We start from the raw sequence: 19563 nt of genomic DNA on the forward strand, positions 1-19563 counted from the left end.
AGATGTCATGACCGAAGCAGAGGACCTTGTTGCCGAAATCGAGACGCTGGGCAACAAGCTGGCAGAGGCCAAGGCCTCGATCACCAAGCGCTTCATCGGGCAGGAACGGGTCGTGGACCTGACCTTGACCGCGCTGCTGTGCGGCGGCCACGGCCTGCTGATCGGTCTGCCCGGTCTGGGCAAGACACGTCTGGTCGAGACACTCAGCACGGTCATGGGGCTGGACGGCAACCGCATCCAGTTCACCCCGGACCTGATGCCAGCGGACATTCTTGGATCGGAAGTTCTGGACACAGCCGAGGATGGCACGCGCGCCTTCCGCTTTGTGTCTGGCCCGATCTTTTGCCAACTTCTCATGGCGGACGAGATCAACCGCGCCTCGCCCCGGACCCAGTCCGCCCTTTTGCAGGCGATGCAGGAAAAGACAGTGACTGTGGCCGGACAGGACCGCCCCTTGGGGACACCCTTCCACGTGCTAGCAACGCAGAACCCGATCGAGCAGGAAGGCACGTACCCGCTGCCCGAAGCGCAGTTGGACCGCTTCCTTGTGCAGATCGATGTCCTCTATCCTGATCGCGAGACGGAAAAAGATATCCTGATTGCCACCACCGGAACGGAGGACGCGCAATCAACCGCCGTATTCACCGGCGAAGAATTGCTGGCGGCCCAAACCTTGCTGCGCAGGATGCCTGTGGGCGACAGCGTGGTCGAGATGATCCTTGATCTGGTCCGCGCCTTCCGGCCCGGCGAGGCCGACGCCTCGGACAAGGTACGGGAAACCGTTGCCTGGGGTCCCGGCCCGCGCGCCGCGCAAGCACTGATGCTGGCCGTCCGCGCCCGTGCGCTGTTGCAGGGTCGTCTGGCCCCCTCGGCGGAAGATGTCATCGACATGGCCCGCCCTGTTCTGATCCACCGGATGGCTCTGAACTTTGCCGCCCGTGCCCGTGGCGACAGCCTGTCTGACCTGATCGAAGAGACCGCCGCCGGTCTCAGCCGCAAGGAAGCCGCCGCGTGATCACCCCCCTCGCCCTGCGCGAAAAGGCCGAAACGCAAGCGGCCCGGCTGCCTGCGCTGCTGGCCCGGGCCGAGCAGTTGGCGGGCGCCGTTCTGTTGGGCGACCACGGTCGGCGTCGTGCGGGGATGGGTGACGATTTCTGGCAATACAGACCGGCCCAGATCGGCGACAGCCGCCGTTTGATCGACCACCGCCGCAGCGCCATGGGTGATGTGCAGTTCGTGCGAGAGCGCGAGTGGCAGATTGCGCAATCCGTGATGCTGTGGGTCGATCAGGGGGCAGCGATGCGCTTTGCCTCAAACAACGATTTGCCAACCAAAGCCGAGCGCGCCCGCGTTCTAGGCTTGGCCACCGCGATCCTTCTGATCCGGGGTGGAGAGCGTGTGGGCCTGACCGGAACCCGTCTGCCGCCCCGCCGGGGCAATACGCAAGTCCTGCGTCTGGCTGAGATGTTTACCGAGGATGCCGCGGAAGACTACGCCCCGCCGGAACACCGGGCCATGATCCCGCATGCGCGGGCGGTATTCATCTCGGATTTCATGGGCAATATCGACGATGTCAAAACCGCGCTGACCAAAGCGGCCGACCGGGGTGTGCGTGGCGTGCTGCTGCATGTCCTTGATCCAGCGGAAGAGGCGTTCCCCTTTCGGGGGCGCACCATCTTTGAAAGCGTGGGTGGGACGTTGGAGCATGAAACACTCAAGGCGTCTGACCTGAAGGATAGGTATCTGGAACGCCTTGCCGAACGGAAGGCCGAATTGCAGCACCTGTGTTCCGTTGCGGGCTGGCAATATGGTCTGCACCACACCGACACGCCTGCACAATCGGGCCTGTTGTGGCTGTGGCGCGCACTGGATGCAGGACGGGCGCGGCCATGACCGTATTTGGCCCTATCGGCTTTGCTGCCCCGTGGTTGCTGGTGGCGTTGATCGCGCTACCGATCCTGTGGCTGATCCTGCGCGCGATCCCACCTGCCCCGATCCGCCAGCGCTTTCCCGGCGTGGCCTTGCTGCTCGGCTTGCAAGACGACGAAACCGTGTCGGACCGCACCCCGTGGTGGCTTTTGCTGATCCGGATGCTGGCCGTGGCCGCGATGATCATCGGCCTTGCTGGACCAGTGCTTAACCCTGAGGATGACGGCACAGCGGGTGAAGGGCCGTTGCTCGTGGCCGTAGATGGCAGCTGGGCCGGTGCCGCGCGGTGGCCGCGGCTTGTCCAGGCACTGGATGCCGAGTTGCGTCGCGCAGGCGCCAACGGGCGACAAGTGGCTCTGCTGGACCTTGCTGATCCAGAACCACCGGTGTTCCGAGCCGCAAACGCAGTGACCGCAACACTGCCGGGGCTGGCTCCGTCGCCATGGCACCCTGCGGATGCCTCCGATATCGCCGCTCTGTTCCCTGAAGGTGGTTTTGAAACTGTCTGGTTCAGTGATGCCCTAGACTATCCCGCACGCGCTGACTTGCTGTCCGCCTTGCAAGCACAGGGCCCGGTTCGCGTTGTGCAAAGCGCGACTGCCATCGCTGCACTGACACCTGCAACCTATGCTGACGGCCTGGTCGAAGTAACAGCGGTACGTGCCGACAATGGCCCTGAACGCACAGTGGGTATTCTGGCGCAGGGCCGCGACCCCGCGGGGAACGCGACCATTCTGGCCCGCGCCAATGCGGTCTTTGATACAGGTGCAACCACGGCAACGGCGTCTCTGTCCCTTCCCGCCGAGTTGCGTGCACGCGTCACCCGTTTCGAGATTGCCAATGCCCGCTCTGCCGGTGCCGTCACATTGGTTGATGACAGCCTGCGTCGCCGCGAGATTGCCCTGATAGCAGGCCGCGAGGGACGCGAAGGGTTGGAGCTGTTGTCGCCGCTCCACTACCTGGAACGCGCGCTTGCGCCCAATGCGGACTTGTTGCGCGGTGCGTTGACCGATGTGTTGCCCGCAAATCCGGATGTGATTGTGCTGGCTGACGTGGCCACCCTGTCCGACGGCGAAACGCAGGCGATACTGGAATGGGTGGATCAGGGTGGCTTGCTGCTGCGCTTTGCCGGTCCGCGCGTGGCGGCCAGCGACATCAGCCGCAGCGAACAGGACCCGCTGATGCCGGTGCGCCTGCGGGCCGGAGGTCGCAGCGTTGGTGGGGCCATGAGTTGGGGATCGCCCAAAACGCTGGCTCCCTTCCGCGAGAACTCACCCTTCTTTGGCTTGTCAGTGCCCGATGATGTCGCAATCACTGCGCAGGTCATGGCCCAGCCTGATCCTACGCTGGCAGAAAGTGTGATTGCCGAGTTGAGCGATGGGACACCCCTTGTGACGCGCAAGCGCGAAGGTCAGGGGCAGATTGTACTGTTCCATGTGACCGCAAACGCGGAATGGTCGTCCCTGCCCTTGTCGGGTCTGTTTGTTGAAATGCTTGAACGTCTGGCGGTCTCTGCCACCACTTCGTCGCCCGAGGCGGGTGATTTGGAGGGCACGATCTGGACGCCGGAGGTGGTCATGGATGGATTTGGTACACTACGCGATGCAGGGGCGATGCCCGGGGTGCCGGGGCCTGCACTGGTCAGCGACCCGACGGGGCCAAACCTGCTGCCCGGTGTTTATGTCTCGGGTGATCGGGCCTTGGCGCGGAACGTGCTGACCGCTGACGCGACACTAGAGCCGGCCACATGGCCCGCCGATGTGCCGGTGTCCGGCCTGACTACCGCACCTGAACGCCCGCTGGGTGGGATGCTGTTGGCTGCGGCCATCGGACTTTTGCTGCTGGATGTGTTGGCGTCCCTCGCCTTGTCCGGGCGATTGACGGGCCGCGTCCGCGCAACAACGGCGGCCCTGATCGGGGCCGCGATTTTGGTTGGTTTCACCTCGCCCGGCGCACAGGCACAAAACGAACCCGCGGATGAAGTGGCTGCCGCAGCCGAGGTTGTGCTGGCCCATGTGGTCACCGGCAACCGCGATGTGGACGAGGTGGCGCAGGCCGGTCTGCGCGGTCTATCCGATACGCTGTTCTTCCGCACATCGGTTGAGCCCGCCACGCCATTTGCCGTTGATCTGGAAACGGACGAGTTGGCCTTTTTCCCGATCCTCTACTGGCCCATCACACCGGATCAGCCGCGCCCCTCGCAAGAGGCTTACACAAAGCTGAACGACTATTTGCGGTCCGGCGGTTTGATCCTGTTTGACACCCGTGACGGCGATGTGTCGGGTTTTGGCGGCTCGACCCCGAACGGGCGCAAGTTGCAGGATTTGGCGGCCCCCCTGGACATTCCGGCGCTTGAGCCTGTGCCCCGTGACCATGTGCTGACCCGCACATTCTATCTGCTGCAGGATTTCCCCGGTCGCCATCAGAATGGCGAGGTCTGGGTCGAAGCCGCGCCACCCGGCGCTGAACAAGTCGAAGGCATGCCTTTCCGCAATCTCAACGACGGTGTGACCCCGGTGGTCATCGGCGGCAATGACTGGGCCTCGGCCTGGGCCGTGACATCCAGCGGGCAAGCCATGCTACCCGTGGGCCGTGGCTTTGGCGGTGAACGGCAGCGCGAGCTGGCCTACCGTTTTGGCGTGAACCTGGTCATGCATGTGCTGACCGGCAATTACAAAAGCGATCAGGTCCATGTGCCTGCCTTGCTGGATCGGTTGGGCCAATGACCGGAACGGTATTGTTTGATCCACTGCTGCCTTGGTCCGTGCTAGCTATTGTTGCTGTCTTGGCGATTGCCGGGGTTGTCCTGGCCCTGATGCGCGGCCTGAACGGCTGGGCTTTGCGCGGTATGGCAGCCCTTGTTGTGCTCGCAGCATTGGCGGGACCATCGTTGCAACAAGAGGACCGCGCGCCTCTGTCCGACATTGTCATCGTCGCCGAAGATGAAAGTGCCAGCCAAAGGCTGCGGGATCGCCCTGATCAAACGACGTCCGCCGCTGATGCAATCGAAGCCGCCCTGTCCGCCCGCGAAGGCACCGAGGTGCGCCGTGTCACCGTCCCGGATGGAGAGGAAGACGCAGGCACCCGCCTGATGACCGCCCTGTCTGACGCGCTGGCCGAAGAACCGCGCGCCCGTGTTGCAGGCCTGATCGCGCTCAGCGACGGGCAAGTGCATGACGCTGACCTGCCCCTTGATCTGCCCGCCCCCCTGCACCTGCTGCTGACCGGGCGCGAGACGGATTGGGACCGCCGACTGCTGGTCAAGAACGCCCCGGCCTTTGCCATCATTGGTGAGCCGGTCACGCTGACCTTGCGGATCGAGGATATGGGTGCCGTCCCCCCTGATGTCGGACTTGCCCCGCTTGATATCTCGGTCGACGGGGCGCCGCCGCAGCGCTTCAACGTGCGCACCGGCGAAGACTTCGAACTCCCCATCAGTCTGCCCCACGGTGGTCGCAACGTGATCCAGTTCACCGTCCCCGAAGCGGACGGAGAGCTGACGGATCGCAACAACACCGCCCTGATTCAGATCAACGGCGTGCGCGACAGGCTGCGCGTGTTGCTGGTGTCGGGTGAACCCCATGCCGGTGGGCGGACGTGGCGCAACCTGCTCAAGTCCGACAGCTCAGTCGATCTGGTCCACTTCACCATTCTGCGCCCACCCGAAAAGCAGGACGGTGTGCCTGTGGGAGAGCTGTCCCTGATCGCCTTCCCAACCCGCGAGTTGTTTCTTGAGAAGATCGACGATTTCGATCTGATCATCTTTGACCGGTACAAGCGGCGGGGCATCCTGCCTGCCCTCTACCTCGACAACGTGGCGAGGTACATCCGCGATGGTGGGGCGGTGCTGGTCGCAGCGGGGCCGGATTTTGCCAGTGCTGACAGCCTATATCGCTCGCCCCTCGGGTCGGTTATGCCCGCCCAGCCCTCGGCCCGCGTGCTGGAGGAAGCGTTTCGCCCGCAAGTGTCCGAGCTGGGGCAAAAGCACCCTGTGACCACGGGCCTGCCTGCCGCTGGCGATTGGGGTCGCTGGCTGCGCCAGATTGATGTGGCCGCCGAGTCCGGCAGCGTGGTGATGGAAGGTGTGGATGAACGCCCACTTCTGATCTTGGATCGGGTGGAAGAAGGCCGCGTGGCGCTTCTGGCATCGGATCACGCGTGGTTGTGGAACCGTGGGTACGAAGGCGGCGGGCCGCAACTGGAATTGCTACGCCGTCTGGCCCACTGGATGATGAAGGAACCCGAGCTTGAGGAAGAGGCACTGACCGCCACCGCCACGGGTCAGTCGATGCGGATCGAGCGGCGCACGCTGTCCGATACCGTGCCTCCCGTGATCATTACCGACCCGTCCGGCAACGTGGTGGAACTTGAGATGACTGAGGTCAGCCCGGGCCGGTTCGAAACGCGGTACGAGGGGCCGGATATCGGTCTTTACCGTCTTGAGAATGGTGACGCCGAAACCGTCATTGGCTTAGGTCCCGCGGCGCCCAAGGAGTTTGAGGCGACAATTGCGACCGCTGATCTGCTCGGACCGCGGGTGGAAGGCACACGCGGTGGCGTGCTGCGACTGGAGGACGGCACGCCGCGCATTCGAACAGTGCGCGAAGGGCGGCCCGCTGCCGGGCGTGGCTGGATCGGGATCACGCCACGTGGCGCTTATGAAACGCAGGATGTACGCCAGATGGGCTTGCTGCCCCCTTGGCTGGTTCTGCTGCTGGCGTCCGGCTTCATCATAGGCGCATGGCTGCGCGAGGGGCGGCGCTAGGGTCGGACCTCGACCGCAGCGCGGGTTGACCGGCCCGATGCGTCGATCACTGCTATTTCGGAAAATCCGGTGTCCAGTGCGCCGATGGTGATTTGCCGGTCTCGTGCCCCTGTGGCGACCACGGCTCCGTTGACCAGAACGGTCAGGGGCAAGGCTCCGCCTGCCACTTTTACAACCGCCTCGTGTTGCGCCAGCCGCGCGCCGTCCGGGGGGAACACCATTTCCGGTCCGTTGCCCGCGTCCATCCGCGCGCCAAAGCGCTGAAGCGGCAGGGGTAGGTCTCCAGTCGCCAGCAACAACGTGTCCGGCGGTGGCGGCGGGGCGGGCGTGAGCTGTGGTTTCAGGCGTCCGAAGGCTTCGAACAGGATGGGAGCGGCATGTGCGCCGCCAAAGGCACCCGGCACGGGCGTGCCGTCCGGTCGGCCCATCCAAACGCCGATCACATGCCGTCCGTCGAACCCGATAGCCCACGCGTCGCGGTGCCCGTAGGAGGTGCCCGTCTTGTAGGCCAGCCCGGAGGGCGCGCCGGGCGGAGGTGCTATGCCCCGCAGGATGTCGCCCACCTGCCATGCGGCACGCGGAGCGATCAGCGTTTTTGTGCGCCCCGAGGCGAGATGACCGTAGACGGTCACCAGATCTTCGAGGCTGAGACCTACACCACCGAGCGCCACAGCGAGCCCCGCCTGCCCACCCGGCAGTTTGGGTTCGGCCCCAAGCACCCGCAGCGCTGCCATCAGCCGTTCCGGGCCAAGGGCTTCGGTCAGAGCCACGGGCGGGATGTTAAGCGACAAGGTTAACGCCTGCCGCGCTGTAACGTCGCCCCGGAACATGCCATCGAAATTCTGCGGTGCGTAGCGGCCAAAGCGCGTGGGGCGGTCAGCAAGAACTGTTTCGGGGTGGGCCAGACCACGATCAAAGGCCAGCGCATAGATCAGGGGTTTCAGAGTCGAGCCGGGGCTGCGCTTGGCCCGTGTCATGTCGATGAACCCCGGTGTGCCGCCGGTATCGGCGTAGTGCGGAGCACCTACGCGTGCCAACACCTCGCCGCTTTCGTGATCCATGACCATCAGCGCCAGCGAAACGCCCCGCACCTGCCCCACTGCGTGTATCTGGACAAGATCGGACATGGTCTTTTGCACGCGCATCGACAGGGTCGTGTTGAACCGCTGTGTATCGGGATCTGCGGCACGCAAGGCGTCGGCGTGGTGTGCGGCCAACCGGGGCAAGGCGTGAGCCTGTGTGGGAACACGGGTATGCGACGGGTCGGCGCCGACGCGGGCTAGAACCCGGTCGCGTGCGGCTTGGGCGGTGTCTGGGTGGCGGTCTGGTCGTCGCGCCTCCGGTGCTTGTGGCAAAGCCACGAGCAGGGCCGCTTCCGCTTCGGTTAGACGCGTGGGTTCCTTGCCGAACCATGTGAATGTGGCGCTGCGCACCCCTTCGATCCGACCGCCATAGGGGGCGTGTTGCAGGTAGAGATGCAGGATATCGTTTTTGCTCAAACGCCGCTCCAACGCCCAGGCCACCCGCATCTGCCGCAGCTTGCCCTTGATGGATCCCGTGCCCGAGTTTTCGAGCAGGCGCGCCACTTGCATCGTCAGGGTAGAGCCGCCTGAGACGACACGCCCCGAGGACAAAGCCTGCCCGACAGCCCGTGCCATCGCGCGCCCATCGACACCATTGTGGGTGCGGAAACGCTTATCCTCGTAGGCGATCAGCATGTCGGTCAGCCGCAGATCGACCCCGCCGCGTGGCACAGCCAGTCGGATCCGCCCGTCTTCGACCGCAAAGGCGCGCATCAGATGGCCGTGCCTCTCCCGCATCTCCACCGATGTCTCGGCCAATGTCGTGGGCAGCACCGTCCGGTCCACCCACGCATCCCACGCGTCATGCAAGCTGGCCACGGCGAGCATGGCACCCGCGAGGGCGAACAGGGGGCGGTGCGGCCCTTTCATTCGGTCACGACCGTGCGGCTTGTACCGGTGATCGCGCGGTATTCCGCGCGGTACATATCCTCGACCAAAGCGGCGGGCTGGTGGAAGTCCCCCGGGCTGACGGCGCGAGCGATATAGGCGAGGCGGAACGTCTCTGATCCTGTGTGGTTCACTGCAGCAAGGAAGCGATCAGAGCGGAATTCGACATGTTCCGTATTCGCAGTTTCTAACCAATCAAGACCCGCCACGTCACCGGATCGGATCAAGTTGGGGTTATCGATCTCGATCCCCGCTGGCAGAGGATCATCCACCATCAGGCGCGCACCGACTTTTTCAAACGGCGTGACCGTCAGCACGATCACCCGCCGTTCACCGATGGCCCACGGCCCTTCGGCGACGCCGCCTTCCAGTGTGAAAGCGTCGCGGGTAATGCTGTAGCCATAGCCTCCTGCCTCGGGCGGGGTGAGCGGCACGCCGTAGGTGGTGAGTGTCACATCCTGCGGCTGGCCCGAAACGTTGCGGATGATCGATGACGTATCATCCAGCGCACGGCTTTGGACCACTGGGCCGGACACCGGCGTGTCATCCACCGAAAGCACTGGCGTACCTGGCCCGTCGCGCAGTGCCTGCGCGGCCATGAGAAGCTGAGCCGCCTCTTGGGTGGAGTACCCACCACGGCCCGCCGTCACCGTTGCGGCAAGGCGGGACTGGTCGATACGGGTGCTGCCCGCCTCTGCCGCCAGATGCAGAAGCCCCGCCGCATCGCGCAAAGATGTGCCGTAGTCCGCGCGCCACAGGCCAGTGTCTGCATTGTTCTGCAGCGCCAAATCCTGCGCCAGACCAAAGAGCCGGTCAGCGCGGGTCTGTTCCCCGTAGCTGGCAAGCGCTGCGCCCAGTTGTGCGCGGGCAAGCGGAGTAGAGAACGCTTCTGCCTTGGTATCAGCGTAGTAGCGCAGATCGCCAATTGATGCCGACCCGGCACGGGCCAGGACCATAAGAGCATAGGCGATATCTTCGCCCCCTGCATCGAAATCCGGGGCGTAGTTGATCCTGTTGCGCAGGTTATCTAGGGCAAGGCGCCGGGCGCGCTCCGGCACCTCACGCCCTTGATCACTTGCCCGCAGGAGGAAATCGGTGACGTAGGCATCCAGCCAGAAATCCCCTGACTGCGCTCGCCAGAGGCCAAAGGCCCCGTTGCTGGCCTGTCGGGTCAGGACGCGATTGATGGCCGTCGTGATCCGCTGGTCGACATCCGCCAGACCCGCCGCCTGCGCCGTGCGCGGCAGGTAAAGAAGCGGCAGTGCTGCCGATGTGACCTGCTCGGTACAGCCGTAGGGATACCGGTCAAGCTGCCCGATCAACCCCGGCATGTCGAACCGGGCGAGCGGTCCAGCCGCGAGCGTTGCCCTTGCGCTGTCGGGGCGGAGATCCGCAAAAACATTGTCGTCGAAAGTCAGCGCCTCACCCGCTGCCAGTTCCAGACGCTGGGTGACGGCTATGGTTGGGTCGTTGGCCCGAACGCCAAGTGTGAGCGACTTTGTCAGGACCGTGCCATCAGGTGTGGTCAGCGCCACATCGATACTGTGATCTCCGATCTCTTGCGCCATGAGGGGTAGGGACACGCGGACGGTGCCGTTGTCGGCCAGGTCAACGGTTTGTGGTGCTGCTCCGACCGATAGGCCGCTGCCTGACACTTCCAAAGGCATCACACCTGATGTGCCCGCGGCGTGCACGAATTCAAACTGTACGCGGCTTTGGTCCCCCGGGGCAAGGAAGCGCGGCAAGGCCGCCGATATCACAACGGGGTCGCGCGCGATGAGGTCGGAAGCGGCTTGTCCGACGCCTTTGTCCGACCAAGCCACAGCCATTAGCCGGATCGTGCCGTTGAAGTTGGGACGCGGGATCATCACCTGGGCAACGCCGCTGCTGTCGACTGGGATTGGACCTGAAAAGGCAGCCATGACCGCCTCCGTTGGGGGCGGGCTTTGCCGTTGCATTGAATTGCCTGCATCCCCGCCAGACCGAACCATGCCCAGCGCACCGCTTTGACCATCGATCAGGCGACCGTAGACATCGCGCAAGTCAACGCCAAGACGGCGCTGGCCGAAATAGTGTCCCTGGGGGTTCGGTGCTTCGAAGCCCGTCAGGTTCAGGATACCGACATCGACAGCAGCGAGGGTGACAAAGCCGTCGGCCCCTTCAAGTCCATCGACATGCACCGCAACCTCGGTCTGTCCTTCTTGGCCACCCACCTCTTCCGGGGCGTCGATGGCCACAGTCAGTGCTTTGTCCTCTGGATCAATGGCGGCATGGGCCAGTCCGAGCACGCGGGCCGGGCCGGGATTACTGGACAGGCCAGTGCGCAAGACTGACGCGGTGACATAGGCGCCTGTGCCCCAACCTTCCGTCACCTCAAGCGGGATCACCGTTTCGCCCGCGTGCACAGGGATGGCCTGCCGCGAGATCACGCTGCCGGACAGGACGGATACAAGCGCCACGCCGTCGTGGGGCGGCACAATCCGCAGTTGCGCGGTATCGCCAACCCGATAGTTCTCGGCATCGAGTGACAGCGTTAGGCGATCCGGGGTCGCGCTGCTGTCTGCGGCACCATACCAGCCGGACGCGAATGCAACCGAGCTGGCTGTATAGGTCCCTTGCGTGCTTTCGACGACCAGCTCGTAATCGCCCCATTCGGTTGGTGTGCTGATCTGAACCGGTATATCGCCAAGAACCGCAGCGCCTTGAGACACGCGGATACGGCGCGTGATCGGTTCCCAGTTCCAGTTGCCATTCAACTGGTACCATTGGTACCGCGTTTCGATCTTGTTGACTGTCCACTGCACCGGCAGGTCGGCGGGTGCATCCACTGCAATCACTTCGAAATCCGCGCTGCCCCCTTCAGGCAGGACATCGTCGAAAGCGGGTTTTATCCCGATCACCGTACCTTCAGGCGCGATGGGGCGGGTCAGGCTGCGCTCAACCGGGCGGCCGCCGCTGCCGGACACGCGGACAGTCGCCACGGCTTCGAGCAGCACGTCATCAGCTTCTACCTCCGGCCAAGGCAGGGACAGGTAGGACCGACCCTCCGCATCCGTGCGCCCGCCCTGCACGTAGCGACGTTGTGGAGAGAAAGCCGCGTCATGCCGACCAAATAGATATCCGGGATGCGCCGCGAGTCCGGTGCGCCTTTGCACCTGAATATCGCCTTCGACCGCAAGATCTGCACCGGGCGCACCAAACAGGTATTGCGCGTCCACATCCACGATTGCGGGGGTATCAAGGTCGAGCGGTGCGTCGTCAGCCGTCAGTGTCACATCGATACGGTCAGGGATGAAATCCTCGACCAGCACGGTTTCGGTGGCGAGCGCGGGCGCCTTCAGATCGCCCTTCACCTCGATCCGCCACGTCCCGCGCGGCACTGTTGGTCCAAGTGGCAGCGATACGACGTGGCCACCGCTTTGTCCGTTGGAACTTACCGTCCGGCTGTATTCGACACCATCCGGGCGGCTGAAAATGACGGTCAGGGGCAAGCCTTCAATTGCACGTGCTTTATTATCACGGGCCAGCGCCGTCAGATAGATGGTGGCGCCGGGGCGATAGGCGCCGCGATCCGTCGTCACAAACAAGTCAATCGGCGGCGCAGGCGGGCGTCCCTCGACCCCGCGATCAGACAGGTCAAAGGCCGGGTCTGTCAGCGGCAGGAACACGAAATCATCCGCTGTTTCGACCTGCACCATGGCCGGACGCGCAGATCCAAGCCCGCGGGTCAAGCCAGCATCAAATCGCACGAACCCCTCGGTATCTGTCTGCGCCTCACCCAGCACGGCATTTGCCTGAGAAATCAGCCGCACGGTTGCCCCATCCACGGCACCCGCATCGCTGAGCGCGCGGACCGAAGCCGTCAGCCCATCATTCCCCTGCCACGTGCTAAGCCCCAGATCGGACAGCACAAACCACTGCGTCGCGGCCACAACGTCATAGCCATCTCGCCCCTGTTCGCGCGCGGACAGGACATAGACGCCGGGAGGCTGGTCGCCCAACGCCTCCTCCAGAGGGAGACGCGTGCGCATTTCGGTATTGAGGTCATTCTGCACCTCGCCCGTGCCGCGCCAGATTTCCTGCGCGATATCCGAATTGAACTGTTCAGCCTGCCACTGTGACAGTGGGCGGCCAAAGAAATCGCGGCGCAGGGATTGGATAAGGTTGCGGTCACTGACCCGGCTGAGCACGAGATCAACCTCGTTCACATTCACCGTCTCGATGGGGATGCTTGCCCCGGCCCCGCGGGCCAGAACGTAACCCCGCCCCGGAAAGCGAACGACCGGCATGCGGTCGCGAACATAGAGATTGAGCGACACGTCCTTGGCCAGCACCTCTCCGCTTTCGGCTGGAAGGCCGGAGCGGAATGTGACGCTGTACCGCTCTCCGTGCCGCACCCCGTCGATGCACAGGTCGCGTCCATCTGCGGCAACGACAAGGCCGGGTGTGGCCTTGCGCACGAACGGCTCGTAGTCCACGCCACCTTTTACCAAAGGTTCCGAGAAGGTGGCGCAGATGCGCGGGGCAGCACTATCATTGTCCACCTGATGTTCGACGACACGGAAACCGTATTTTGCGATGGCTTCGTCCAACGCTCGAGCGACGTCATCACGCGGCTGGATGCTTTGGGCTAGGCGCAAGGCGCGGATCGTGTCACGTCCCCGCCCATTGAGTTCCAATGCGTCTGCGAGCATTTGCAGGGCACGGACTCGAGCACCCAGAGTGTTCGCGCGGAGATAACCATTCAAGGCAGCCGGGATTGCAGCTTCCAGTGCACGTCGACGCTGGCCAGCGGGCGCATCATCGCTCTGGCGCATGGCGATGTTAGCATAGCGCGTCCACAAGTCAGCATCATCCGTCAATGCCACGGCCACGCCCGTCCAGCGCAGAGCAGCGGCCCTGTCCCCACGGTCCCACGCAGCACTAGACGCTGCCAGCAAATCATGCGGCGCTTGCCCGGACTGGGCAAAGCGCAAGCTAAAGTCAGTGGCCAATCCACGCGCCTCATCGAAATCGGCCTGGGGCAAGTCCAGTATCTCCGCCCGGCGCGTTGCTGCGGTTTTGAGATCATCGGACGCAATAACTCTTCTGGCTGACCGAGCACCGGCATAGGGTTGCTCTTCATTGATCTCCGCCTTGGGAAAGCAAGCGTTTGATCGATCATTGAAGGTGAAGCCAATACATGCGTCATCCGCGCTGCAGGCCCGCGCGCAGGCATCAAAGGTTGTATCGAACAGAGATGTGCGATCCTCGCCAGGATAGTCGACATCCTGGGTCACGATATACCGATCATCCGGTATCGGACCCTGCCCCCACGCCGCCGCTGCCCAAAGTAGTGCAACCAGTCCAACCAACGCGTGGCGCATGATGCCGCTCCCAAATTCAATTTAAGAATGCCGTCAGTCTGGCACGCCCCATGCGAGCGGCGCAACGGGCCACCGAAGCGGTTAAGCGGTTCTTCACCGTCGGCGTGACATATGATGTGGGAATCTTGTGTGGCGGAGGACCGGTATGAGTCTTGCAAACAAACTGGCAGAAGAGCGGCGCGGCCGTCTGGCCGCGGAACGTTTGCTTGAGCTGAAGGAAGCCGAACTGTCAGCCGCCAACCGCAAGCTGGGCAAACATGCCGCCGCCCTGCAGGGAGAAATAGTCGAAACCCGGGCCGAGGTGGCAACGGTCAAGACCGAGAATGAGCGCGTCAAAACCGAGCTTGGACAGGCCAATCAGAAAGTCCAGATCGCCGAACGCCGCCTGTGGCATTCGGTACAGACGATCACCGATGGCTTTGCGTTCTTCAACTCCGACAACCAGATGATCGCGGCCAACGCCAGCTACCTCGCGATCTTTGACAACATCGAAGCGATTCAACCCGGCGTGAACTACGTCACCATTCTGCAGGTGATGACGGACGAAGGTATCGTGAACACCGAAGGGATGGACGCCCAGGCATGGCGGCAGAAGATGCTGGACAGATGGATGCAACCCCAACCTGATCCGGTGACCGTCCGGCTGTGGAACAATCAGTATGTCAAACTGGTTGACCGGCGTGGGCAGGCCGGGGACATCGTTTCGCTTGGCCTCAACATCACCGAATCCGTACGCTACCAGCAGGAACTCAAGACGGCCCGGGCAGAGGCGGAGGCCGCCAGCCGCGCCAAGTCGGCATTCCTTGCCAATATGAGCCATGAAATCCGAACGCCGATGAACGGTGTCGTGGGCATGGCAGAACTGTTGGCGGACACGGGGCTAAGTGAAGAACAACATCTCTATGTCGACACGATCAAGAACTCGGGCGAGGCGCTGCTTGTCATCATCAACGACGTTCTCGACTACTCCAAGATCGAGGCGCAGAAGCTGCAATTGCATCTTGAGCCCTTCGATCTTGAGCGCAGCATTCACGAGATCATCATGCTGCTTCAGCCCTCCGCACGTGACAAGGGTCTGACCCTTCTGCTGGATTACGACCTGTTCCTTCCGACCATGTATGTGGGTGATCCGGGACGTATCCGGCAGGTGCTGACCAACCTGATGGGCAATGCTGTCAAGTTTACCAGCGAAGGGCATGTATTGGTACGTGTCACTGGTGTTCCGGACCTGGAAGCCGGCCATGCGGATGTGACCATCGTGATCGAGGATACCGGCATCGGCATTCCAGAGGACAAGATCGATCACATCTTTGGCGAGTTCAATCAAGTCGAAAATGAACGCAATCGCCAGTTCGACGGCACAGGGCTTGGCCTTGCCATATCGCAGCGACTTGTGTCGCTGATGGAGGGCGAGGTTTGGGTTAGTAGCGAGGAAGGGATCGGATCGGTCTTTGGTTTCCGCATTCCACTCAAGCTGAGCGAGGCAAAACTGCCAGAACATCCCCCGGTTCCGGAAGGGCTGCGGCGTGTGATGGTCGTTGACGACATTGAGGCCAACCGAACAATCCTTCAACGTCAGCTGGAGCAACTGGGTCTGGGCGTTGTGTGTTGCGCCTCAGGTGAAGAGGCGCTTGAGCAGTTGACCGACATCGACCTGATCCTGACAGACCACAACATGCCCGACATGGACGGGCTTGAGCTGGCCGAGGCCGTACGCATGACAGGCGCGAACACGCCAATCCTTTTGCTGAGTTCAAACCCGAGCTTTGCCACCAACGACCCCGGTGCCGAGCATCTGCATGCCATCATGCAGAAACCAGTGCCCCGCGCTGACCTGTTTGCACGGCTTGAAAGCGTTGGCCCCGTAATTGGTGCGAATGGCACCTCTCCCAAGCCGGTCGAAACGCGACGGATGATTGTGTTGGCAGCCGAGGACAACAAGACCAATCAGCTCGTCTTTGGCAAAATGGTCAAGGATGCGGATATCGATCTGCATTTTGCGAACAATGGGATCGAAGCAGTCGAGATGTTCGAAAAGATTTCACCAGACCTGATCTTCATGGACATCTCGATGCCCAAGATGGACGGCAAGGAAGCAACCGAAACGATCCGCGCGAAGGAGAAGGAGATCGGGGGCCACGTGCCCATCGTTGCGCTCACCGCGCATGCCATGGATGGTGACGACAAGGGGATTCTGGAGGCCGGTCTGGATCATTACCTGACCAAGCCCCTTCGCAAACCCGAAATCCACGGCATGTTGCACGACATGTGCCCCGACGGCGTCACCCCGCCCTTTGGCGAAGTGCCTAAAGAAGGTGCCGCTTAGTTTTTGGGATAGGGTCGGACAAACACCGGTTTGGCATCCGTAGACAGGTCCGGTTTGTATTCGTAGCCATCCGTATTGAAACTGCGCATCCCGTCCAGATCCGTGATTCTGTTCTGGATAATGTGCCGTGCCATGGCGCCCCGCGCGCGCTTGGCAAAGAAGCTGACGATCTTTGGTCCTTGCCCCTTGTCCTCCATGAACGCGGGCGTAATCAGCTGCAGCTTCAGCGCCTTTTCGGGCACGGCGCCAAAATACTCCTGGCTTGCGCAGTTCACGAGCGTATCAGCGCCCGTCTGTTCGGCCTGCGCGTTCAGCGCCTTTGCCAGATCGGTCCGCCAGTAGTCGTATAGCGAGGCACCCCGGCGAGTCTTTAGCCGGCTGCCCATCTCCAAGCGGTAAGGCTGGATCGCATCCAATGGACGCAATAATCCATAAAGCCCCGAAAGAATGCGCAGATGGTCTTGGGCATAGGTCGTGTCATCCGCTGACAGTGACGCCGCATCCAGCCCCTGATACGTGTCCCCAGCAAAGGCGAGCATTGCGGGGCGGGTCGTTTCAGCACCCGGATCGTCGGCAAAGGCTTGAAACCGGTCGCGGTTCAAGCGGGCCAGATCATCACTCAGGTCCATCAGAGACTTGAGTTTGCCCAATGTCAGATTGCGTGCCGTCCGCGCCAAACGCACCGCGTCGTCCTGCATGGCTGGGGCCGTCGTCTGCACGTCCCGCTCTGCCCAATCCAGCCGTTTGGCCGGAGAAATCACCACCAGCATCTCTGCCCCTTCATCCTTATTCTCGCTGATCTAGCCCGCGGCCCGCAGCACGTCCAGAAACGCGGGACCAAAACGTTCCGCCTTGCGATCACCCAGCAAGCGCTCCAACCCGGCATCATCATCTGGACGCAGCTGCGCCACCTTGGCCAACTGAGAGGCCGAACAGCTCAGCGGTTTGTCCGTGCCATCCCTGCCACGCGCCAATTCCGCCTGCACCGCCAGCAATTGGTCATAGATCGTGCCGGCGGTATGCCCCGCCAGTTTGCGGCGCGACGGGTGCACGGCCTCGGCCTCTCCATTGATCACTTCAAGGAAGGCAGATCCAAACTTCTCCAGCTTCTTGGCCCCGACCCCGTTGACCTGCGCCATCTTGTCCAGGTCCGCGGGACGCCGTTCGGCCATTTCAATCAAGGTACGGTCGGGAAAGATAACGTAGGCGGGCACTTTGGCCGCCTCAGCGAGTGCGCGGCGCTTGGCCTTGAGCGCTGACAAGAGCGGCGCGTCTTCCTCGGACACCATCGATTTTACCGCTGGCCGGCGGGCAGCAGCCGCCTTGATCGTGTCCTTGCGCAGGGTGATCTGCGCCTCGTTCCGCAGGATTGGCAGGGCCGCATCCGTCATACGCAATGCACCATACCGATCCGGGTCGGGCCGCACCAGATCATGGCCCATCATCTGCCGGAACACTGCCTGCCATTGCGGCTTCGAATACTCCTTGCCCACGCCATAGGTGGGCAGACTGTCATGACCGCGCTGCCGGATCTTGTCGGTCTCAATCCCCAACAGGATGTCGATCAGATGCCCAGCGCCAAACCATTCCTCGGTGCGCAACATGGCCGACAGCGCCTTGCGCACCGCTATGGTGCCATCGAACACTTCAGCCGGCTGATCGCACAGATCGCATTTGCCACAGGTGACCTCAGCCTCACCAAAATATCCCAAAAGCGTCTTGCGCCGACATTCCAGCGCTTCGGCCAGTCCAAGCAGCGCATTCAGGCGGGCATGGTCTGCCATACGGCGTTCGGGTGGTGCCAGCCCTTCATCGATCTGGCTCCGGCGCAGCTTGATGTCGTCGGGACCAAACAGGGTCAGCGTCTCGGCAGGTGCACCGTCACGGCCTGCACGCCCAATTTCCTGATAGTACGCCTCGATGGATTTCGGCAAATCCGCATGAGCCACCCAACGGATATCGGGCTTGTCCACGCCCATGCCAAAAGCCACGGTGGCCGCAACGATCAATCCATCCTCTTGCTGGAAGCGGCGTTCGGCGATGCGCCGATCTTCCGCCTCCATCCCGCCGTGATAATGGATTGCAGCGTGACCCGCCTCGCGCAGCGCTTGGGCCAGCGTTTCGGTCTTGGCCCGCGTGCCGCAATAAACGATGCCAGACTGCCCTTTGCGGGCGGCGGCGAAATTCAGGATCTGCGCGCGCGGGCCATTCTTGGCCGCAAATGCTAGATGGATGTTGGGCCGGTCAAAGCCGCGCAAGAAGGTACGCGGTTGCACGCCGTCAAACAGCTTCTCAATGATTTCGACCTGCGTTTCGGCATCCGCCGTTGCGGTGAACGCAGCCAGCGGCACGTCCAATGCCCGACGCAATTCGCCAATACGGAGGTAGTCGGGGCGGAAATCGTGCCCCCACTGGCTGACGCAATGCGCCTCGTCCACGGCAATCAGGCTGACGCCGATGCGGCGTAGCATGCCGATGGACGACCCTGCAGCCAGCCGTTCGGGCGCAATATAGAGCAGTTTCAACTCGCGCCGTTCCAGCGCCTCCCACACGGCGTCCGTCTCTTCCGGCGTGTTGCCCGAGGTCAGGGCCCCCGCCTGCACGCCCGCTTCCTGCAATGCGCGCACTTGGTCGCGCATCAGGGCAATGAGAGGTGAGATAACAACCGTCACGCCATCACGGATCAGCGCAGGTAATTGGAAACAAAGAGATTTACCGCCGCCAGTCGGCATGATGGCCAAAGCGTTTTCGCCCATCGCTACGGCATCGACTATCTCTTCCTGCCCGGGGCGGAAGCCGTCGAACCCAAACACATCCCCTAGCAGCGTGGCAGCGCTGGCCATGTCCGAAACCCTGTCAAATTTTATGTAGTCTGCTCTTTAGATACAGACTCACATTTTAACGGGCCGTGAACAAGGGGGATCAGAAGAAGATGGCCGGCAGGATGATGCTGCGCAGTGCGATCACGATGACAAAGGCCACAAGCGGCGCCAGGTCTAGCGGATGCGTGTCTGGCATGAACCTCCGGATTGGCTGGTAGATCGGCTCAAGCAGCCTGTTCAGCCCCGTCCAGATCTGCCCCACGATGGGCTGGTGCATGTTCAGCACCTGGAAATTGATCAGCCAGCTCATGATGATGTGGACGATCATGATCACATAAACGACGCTTAGAACCAGATCGAGCAGTTGATAGATCACCAGCATGGG

General features: G+C 62.6%; 10 protein-coding genes. 5 read left to right on the forward strand and 5 right to left on the reverse strand.

Features of this window, described 5'->3' with window-relative positions:
- Positions 1-7 precede the first annotated feature (7 nt).
- The 4 genes from ACZ1HN_RS23285 to ACZ1HN_RS23300 are packed head-to-tail and all read left to right on the forward strand — an operon-like array spanning position 8 to position 6694.
- The gene (locus tag ACZ1HN_RS23285) at positions 8-1015 is read left to right on the forward strand and encodes an AAA family ATPase (protein WP_472729219.1); all 1008 of its coding nucleotides are present in this window, start codon (positions 8-10) and stop codon (positions 1013-1015) included.
- Positions 1012-1893 (forward strand): DUF58 domain-containing protein, encoded by an 882-nt coding sequence (locus tag ACZ1HN_RS23290; RefSeq protein WP_299209714.1) that lies wholly within the window; start codon positions 1012-1014, stop codon positions 1891-1893. Before ACZ1HN_RS23285 ends, ACZ1HN_RS23290 begins: the two co-directional genes overlap by 4 nt.
- Positions 1890-4655 (forward strand): DUF4159 domain-containing protein, encoded by a 2766-nt coding sequence (locus ACZ1HN_RS23295; RefSeq protein WP_472729220.1) that lies wholly within the window; start codon positions 1890-1892, stop codon positions 4653-4655. Before ACZ1HN_RS23290 ends, ACZ1HN_RS23295 begins: the two co-directional genes overlap by 4 nt.
- Positions 4652-6694: a hypothetical protein gene (locus ACZ1HN_RS23300; RefSeq protein ID WP_472729221.1), complete on the forward strand. Its 2043-nt coding sequence runs from the start codon at positions 4652-4654 to the stop codon at positions 6692-6694. The genes ACZ1HN_RS23295 and ACZ1HN_RS23300 overlap by 4 nt, the downstream gene beginning before the upstream one ends.
- Here ACZ1HN_RS23300 and pbpC read toward each other — a convergent pair.
- Both pbpC and ACZ1HN_RS23310 read right to left on the reverse strand, forming a co-directional pair.
- Positions 6691-8646, reverse strand: coding sequence for a penicillin-binding protein 1C (gene pbpC, locus ACZ1HN_RS23305; protein ID WP_472729222.1), 1956 nt, complete (start codon positions 8644-8646; stop codon positions 6691-6693). The genes ACZ1HN_RS23300 and pbpC overlap by 4 nt on opposite strands.
- Complete coding sequence (locus tag ACZ1HN_RS23310; protein ID WP_472729223.1) at positions 8643-14030, reverse strand: MG2 domain-containing protein; 5388 nt, start codon at positions 14028-14030, stop codon at positions 8643-8645. Before ACZ1HN_RS23310 ends, pbpC begins: the two co-directional genes overlap by 4 nt.
- A 145-nt stretch (positions 14031-14175) precedes the next feature.
- Here ACZ1HN_RS23310 and ACZ1HN_RS23315 point away from each other — a divergent pair, with 145 nt between their 5' ends.
- A complete protein-coding gene (locus ACZ1HN_RS23315; protein WP_299701270.1) occupies positions 14176-16356 on the forward strand; it encodes a response regulator in 2181 nt (726 codons plus the stop codon).
- On the opposite strand, the gene yaaA is transcribed toward ACZ1HN_RS23315, so the two are convergent.
- The 3 genes from yaaA to ACZ1HN_RS23330 all read right to left on the reverse strand — a co-directional run bounded on the left by yaaA (position 16353) and on the right by ACZ1HN_RS23330 (position 19560).
- Positions 16353-17126, reverse strand: coding sequence for a peroxide stress protein YaaA (gene yaaA, locus ACZ1HN_RS23320; protein ID WP_472729224.1), 774 nt, complete (start codon positions 17124-17126; stop codon positions 16353-16355). The genes ACZ1HN_RS23315 and yaaA overlap by 4 nt on opposite strands.
- A 30-nt stretch (positions 17127-17156) precedes the next feature.
- Entirely contained in the window at positions 17157-19199 is a 2043-nt protein-coding gene (recQ, locus tag ACZ1HN_RS23325) for a DNA helicase RecQ (protein ID WP_299770893.1), read from the reverse strand.
- Between the two features lie 79 nt (positions 19200-19278).
- Positions 19279-19560: a YggT family protein gene (locus tag ACZ1HN_RS23330; RefSeq protein ID WP_299745098.1), complete on the reverse strand. Its 282-nt coding sequence runs from the start codon at positions 19558-19560 to the stop codon at positions 19279-19281.
- Between the last annotated feature and the right edge of the window lie 3 nt (positions 19561-19563).

It is taken from the genome of Tateyamaria sp. GN1-10 (assembly GCF_055693845.1).